7 protein-coding genes are annotated in these 5,549 nt (G+C 35.3%); 6 read left to right on the plus strand and 1 reads right to left on the minus strand.

From position 1 onward, the window contains the following. Together K1I71_RS09345 and K1I71_RS09350 are read left to right on the plus strand one after the other, a co-directional pair. On the plus strand, nt 1-855 hold an 855-nt coding region (locus tag K1I71_RS09345; protein WP_223330837.1), incomplete at its 5' end, for a replication initiation protein. 2 nt (nt 856-857) lie between these two features. Beyond that, complete coding sequence (locus K1I71_RS09350) at nt 858-1,139, plus strand: hypothetical protein (protein WP_153197747.1); 282 nt, start codon at nt 858-860, stop codon at nt 1,137-1,139. A 90-nt stretch (nt 1,140-1,229) separates the two neighbouring features. On the opposite strand, the gene K1I71_RS09355 is transcribed toward K1I71_RS09350, so the two are convergent. Beyond that, the gene (locus tag K1I71_RS09355; RefSeq protein WP_020903688.1) at nt 1,230-2,153 is read right to left on the minus strand and encodes a tyrosine-type recombinase/integrase; all 924 of its coding nucleotides are present in this window, start codon (nt 2,151-2,153) and stop codon (nt 1,230-1,232) included. Between the two features lie 1,203 nt (nt 2,154-3,356). Here K1I71_RS09355 and K1I71_RS09360 point away from each other — a divergent pair. The 4 genes from K1I71_RS09360 to K1I71_RS09375 form a co-directional block, all read left to right on the plus strand. Beyond that, nucleotides 3,357-3,782 carry a type II toxin-antitoxin system PemK/MazF family toxin gene (locus tag K1I71_RS09360; RefSeq protein ID WP_020903689.1) on the plus strand — a complete coding sequence of 142 codons (426 nt, stop codon included), beginning with the start codon at nt 3,357-3,359 and terminating at the stop codon, nt 3,780-3,782. 157 nt (nt 3,783-3,939) lie between these two features. Further along, nucleotides 3,940-4,509 carry a hypothetical protein gene (locus K1I71_RS09365; protein WP_223330838.1) on the plus strand — a complete coding sequence of 190 codons (570 nt, stop codon included), beginning with the start codon at nt 3,940-3,942 and terminating at the stop codon, nt 4,507-4,509. Nucleotides 4,510-4,825: 316 nt separating this feature from the next. After that, complete coding sequence (locus K1I71_RS09370; protein ID WP_223330839.1) at nt 4,826-5,065, plus strand: hypothetical protein; 240 nt, start codon at nt 4,826-4,828, stop codon at nt 5,063-5,065. A gap of 329 nt (nt 5,066-5,394) precedes the next feature. Then, a partial coding sequence (locus K1I71_RS09375) for a RepB family plasmid replication initiator protein (protein WP_223330840.1) occupies nt 5,395-5,549 on the plus strand: 155 nt, incomplete at its 3' end.

The following is a 5,549-nucleotide window of genomic DNA, read 5'->3' on the forward strand; positions in this document are numbered from 1 at the left end:
TTCTTCTTTGCGATCATTGCAAAAGCGAGGGATAAAGGGACTTCTGACCTTGTTTTCAATAAAAATCAGCTAGCTGAATTAGCGGACTATTCTATCCAACATAACAAACGATTCTATGATACAATGGATAGTCTTGCTAATAATATAAGCCAGCTAAGATATATCGAAAAAACAAGCAATTCTATTGAGTATATGCCACTGTTTACACGTTTTCGAGTGGATTGGAAAGAAGATTTGTCAGATATGCAAGCTAAAGTGTCTGTTTCTCCTCACTTTGAGTATATCTTAAACCGTCTATCAGCCAACTTTACTCAGTATGAATTGAAAGAGTTTACTACTATCCGTTCGACATATGCCAAAACTGCTTACCGACTACTCAAACAATGGCGTACTGTGGGACGAAAAGAGTTTGCGATTGATGAATTTAAGCTATTAATGGACATGCCAGCCAGTTATAAGGCATGCCACATAGATAGACTTGTTATAAATCCTATTAAAAAGCAACTTTCTCCATATTTTGTAGGTCTAAAAGTTAAAAAAATTAAGTCAAATAAGCGAGGAAATCCCGTTCTAGGCTATGAGTTTACATGGCAGAAAGAAGTAACAGAGGCTTATGATCCGCATAAGTACGATAAGCCTAAAAACACTCCTAAAAAGGCTAATAAGAAAAGCAACGTTCCAAAGTGGAGCAATCCTGATTATGTGAATGAAACGAGCGAGGAAACGAAGCAGGAGTTGGAGCGTAAGAAGCAAGAAATGCTTGCACGCTTGGATAAATCTAGCGAGCCTGATGATGTAGTACCAGGGCAGACAGATATCTATGACTTTCTAGGCGAAGAAGAAAACGAGGTATAGAGATGGAACATAAACAAATTGCTGAAGAAATTCATTTTTCGTTAAAAGAACTATTTGAAATATGCGAAGAGGTTATCTATAAAGAGAGCAAATATAGAGAGAATGAATCTAGCAGAGGGGTATTGAGATTAGCAAAAGCCCTAATCATGTACACCTCCTACGCAGACGGAAATCATTTTGACGAAGAAGAACAATTGTATGAGTTAGCAGATGAATATTTAAGTGATTTTTACGATAAAAACGGCATAGAGCAATTATACGATATTGACGATGCTGAGTATTAGAAGAGGTAAATATAATTAAGACAAAAAATAAACGGGGTACAAGGCACCCCGTTTTTCACTATTTTTTCATCAAAATTTTATAATTTTTTATTATTGGTACAAATAAGACTGAGCGATTACGTCAATTCGATTATGCCCTAAATTCTTCGTAACCATTCGCATGGCGCTTTTGTCAAATACTTCTCCTGCACGGTCTTTCCGCATAACGTAGCGGTCTACCCGTGGGATATCTTTTTCTTTTCGTGCATAATGCTGATAAAGTCTCATAGCATATGCACCTCTATAATAGTGATTATCGAAATTGGAGTGAAGCTTTGGAAAAAGCCGTCCTTTTTTCGATTGAATGAATTTTATAATGTCTTTTGTTTCTTCTTCTGAACTTCCCATGATTTCTACTGTACGAGCTTTACCCCCTTTTGTCCCTTTCGTGACGTTGAGGAAAGCTTTGCCATCTTTAAAGAAAAGATCATCAGACGTTATTTTCGTCATTTCAGACCTGCGTAGCCCCGTGGCGCTTGTAAATCGCGCCAGACGGCGCTCAGTGGCTTCTGAGATATGCTTATCGCTTGCTACAGGAAATCTACTACGTTTGTACCCTGCGCGTTCCCTCGGAGGGGTTTTTAAAAGCGTACTAGACGAAATTCCGAAAACTTTCGCCATTGCAGCTTTTATAGTGGATAAAGTGCTGGGAGCTTCCCCTTTATCCATACGATACTGCAGGAACTCATCAGCATGCTTTTGAGCATCTTTTATATTGACGGCTTCTGGGTGCTCTTGACCCAGCCATTCCATAAAGTAGCCAAACTGCTTTTTGTAAGTTTTGTATGTTTGCTCAGAGTATATTTTATTCTTGGTATCATCAATAGTCTTATCGTATGAACGTTTAGAAGACTTACCAGCTTCAAACATATCTAGGAGACGTTTGTTAGCCGTATGACGATACGATTTTTTACGGGCTCTTTCTTTCTTTTTAGCCCAACGACCCTTGTTATTAGCGTTATTTTCGTTATCCATATTGACCCCTTTTTGTTTAGTAAAAAGAATATTACCCCCGTGAACCAGCCGTGTTCAAGCCCCGAAGGGGAGGGGTTCAAAGACCCCGTAGGCAACTTTTATTTAAGCGTCTATGCCATGACACTATGCGGTCTATGTTTTCGTCTTGACCTTGACATTCACTTTTAGGCGTACCTAGGAGGTGAAATCCCGCGACTGATTTAATTGGAGCAAATCGGTATCTGAATAACTACAATAACACTTCTAAACACTATCGTTTATCCTTTCCTTTTACCTTTATTTTTCTTATTTAGTATTTTAGAAAAGTGCTATTTATAAGTTCGTCTTTTTTCTTCTTCTGATTTTTCTTTTAGTTTTTCTTTTTTTGATTTATTCTTTTTACTTTTTCTTCTAGAAAAAGCCATGTTTCACAAGGCTTTTCTTTTTATATTTTTACTCTTGTTTTTTCTTACTCCACATCAATCAATCTTCTATACTACTATTATGCCATTTTTTTCAAAAAATAAAAATCAGACAAAACATTTTTTAGACAATGATTGATAGAGCTTGTTTTTCCTCTTTCTTGTTGCTTGCTCCAATCAGTCAATTGTATCCACTATATAGTATGCCATAAAACGCAAAAAATAAAAAATCTACTACTACACGAGTTATCCACAGCCTAAATTTTGAAGAGAAAAGAGAGAAAAAGAGAGGATTTTGAGAGCAAAATCTTTAAAAATTTCATCTTAAAACATGATGAAATCTTACTCAAAGACAAAAATTTGCGATATAGTAAATTTTTGAGATAACGCACGAAAGTGCTAGTTAACTGTTTACCCATGCAAATTTCTGTCGAAATTTACTATACATGGGTAAACAGTTAACGCTTTGCTGAAAACCCTTTGGTCGGGTTTCCAGCTGTCGCTTTTTCGCTCTTCGATAAGAGCGACTGACGAACGCTATCGCTATTTTCGTCAGTAAAAAAATTGTTTTTCAATGATCATTAAAAATGACCTTGAAAAACAATTTTTAAGCCCAGCAACCAAAAAAAGAAGAAATAATTGATAAAAACTGTTGAAATTTCAAGGTTATTTGATATAATGTAATTAGTCAAAAGCCTTGTTCGTCAAGGATACGATATTGAATTATAAGCCTTATTCGTTAAGGATATCATGGGGACGTATCTTTTAGGTACGTCTCAATTTTTTTTTATAGAGGTGAAAAATGGATATTGGTGGTGTATATCTAGTTAACTTCCCTAAAAAGGGCGGAAATGAGTTTTATGGTAAACATTATGCTGTTGTTATTAGTAAAGTATCAAATGATGATGGTACTCTATTAGTTGCGCCAATAACTGGGAAGAAAAAAGGTAAAAAATATCGTGGTGGAATCACGATTGATAACCATAAGTATCAAACTGAGTCAAGCTATGATAATGCGTTTATTTATGTTCGTAAGATCCAAGAAATAGATAAACGTAAAATCAGAAATCAACGTAAGAAACAAATTGATGAGAACGGGAATATTCTATTAGATTCATCAGGAAATGAGTTGTTCAAAAAAGAATATACCAAAATTTATCAGCTTGATGAAAATGATTTTGAACTATTGAGAGATAAATGTAAAGATGTTATAAAATTTAATTGGTAGTAGAAAAGGAGCGGTTTATTTTAACCGCTCCTTTTTTCGCACTATTATTATATTATACCATAAAATTTTATTAAAAAACAGACTTGTTTTTTTTGTTGAAAAGTAGTAAATTGAGGGTGAAAAAATAAAAAATATTTTAATTTAAGGAGGTCGTCTTATGAAAGCGAACGTTAAGAAGATAATTGTTGTCTCTAGTGTCGCATTATTACTATCGGGTAATGTTGCCCCTGTTTTTGCGTTGACTAATCAGAGTCATGAACCTGATGTAGGATACATGAAATTGGCTGCGACTGATGAAATGGCTGGCGAAGTTACATTTTCTAATGCTGATGTTCTTAAGGCGGCCGAAGATTTGTATAACCAAGGTTTGTTCACTAAAGAACAGTATAACATTGTTTTTTCCGCATTTACTCAAAGGTTCGGAGTTAAAGGAGAAAATAAAGTAGTTCATTTAGGGGATGGCTTGATGGATGTATATGTCAATAATGTGACTTGGAGTGCGATGATAGGATTAGGAGGAGGAGCGGCAGGACTTTTATTAGGAGCAATTCCGGGACTGAGTGCTGGTTGGGCAGCAATGATAGGTGCAGTAGGAGGAGCGGTAGGAAGTGCGTATTTGGGTGCTGAGCGGGGAGTAATTCTTAGAATGAAACAAGTATATGAACCACCTACTGAATATTCAGGGTCAAAGAGTTACCCTAGAATTATAGATATTAGAGAACAATGATGTCATTTCTCGAAAGCGCATTCTACTACTTTGTGGTTAAAATATTTCCCGCGATATCTGTTGTTTTAGGGGTTGCGATTATGCAATTTTTAAAAAGAAAAAAAGTAAAAAACTCTCTCCAAAAAAAACTGTAGATTATTAGTTAAAGGTTTAGATAAAAATAAAAGGCTGGTATTAAATATCAGCCTTTTATCAAGTACAAAATGTCGAGCAATCGGCAACCATTCTTGAATAGTCAAAAGCAAAAGCCTACTTTCCAGTAGGCTTTTTTTATTGCAAAAAAGGTATAATGGAATCATATAAACGGAGGTATGATATGAATCAAGAGGAGAAGGAACGAATCTTCCTAGAATTGCAGGCTGAAATTAAAGCAGGTTTAGAAGCATATGAACGAGGCGAGTGTATTCCTCTGGAAGAGGTCAGAGAGCGTCTTTTAGGCACAGACTCAGAAATTCTATTTGATAAACTTCAGGCTGAAATAAATCAAAGTGTTGCAGATATGGAAAGAGGGGTTTATTTTACGAAAGAGGATTTAGTGAAAAGATATGGATTGTAATTAGATAGCACTAATTAGGTTTTAATTTTAACTAATAAATTGATTTATAGATGAGGGGGAGTGAGCGAACGAAGTGAGTCTCCTTTTTATTATATATTTAATTAATGTTTAATATATATTTAGCCCCTCCACGAGCCTTAGAGCCCCAAGGGTTTTCAGCTTTTATCAATAACAAAATGTCGGTTCTTCGATAACAAAATGTCGGTTCTTCGATAACAAAATGTCGGTTCTTCGATAACATTTTGTCGGTATATAGAAACATAATTTAAAACTTGTTTTTATAACAAAAATGGAGTATAATAAAAACATAAACTAAAAGAGGTTTTTATATGGCTAACGAAGTAGTAAAACACCATAACGACTTAAACACCGTCATTATGAGAAAATGGACTGCAGAGGAGATGAATTTCTTCTTTGCGATCATTGCAAAAGCGAGGGATAAAGGGACTTCTGACCTTGTTTTCAATAAAAATCAGCTAGCTGA

Origin of the sequence: Streptococcus mitis (assembly GCF_019929545.1) — a bacterium.
Taxonomy (GTDB): domain Bacteria; phylum Bacillota; class Bacilli; order Lactobacillales; family Streptococcaceae; genus Streptococcus; species Streptococcus mitis_BU.

Coding starts and splice junctions, on each gene's coding strand:
- K1I71_RS09355 (WP_020903688.1), bottom strand. CDS start 2,153: ATGGATAACGAAAATAACGCTAATAACAAGGGTCGTTGGGCTAAAAAG.
- K1I71_RS09370 (WP_223330839.1), top strand. CDS start 4,826: ATGAATCAAGAGGAGAAGGAACGAATCTTCCTAGAATTGCAGGCTGAA.
- K1I71_RS09360 (WP_020903689.1), top strand. CDS start 3,357: ATGGATATTGGTGGTGTATATCTAGTTAACTTCCCTAAAAAGGGCGGA.
- K1I71_RS09365 (WP_223330838.1), top strand. CDS start 3,940: ATGAAAGCGAACGTTAAGAAGATAATTGTTGTCTCTAGTGTCGCATTA.
- K1I71_RS09350 (WP_153197747.1), top strand. CDS start 858: ATGGAACATAAACAAATTGCTGAAGAAATTCATTTTTCGTTAAAAGAA.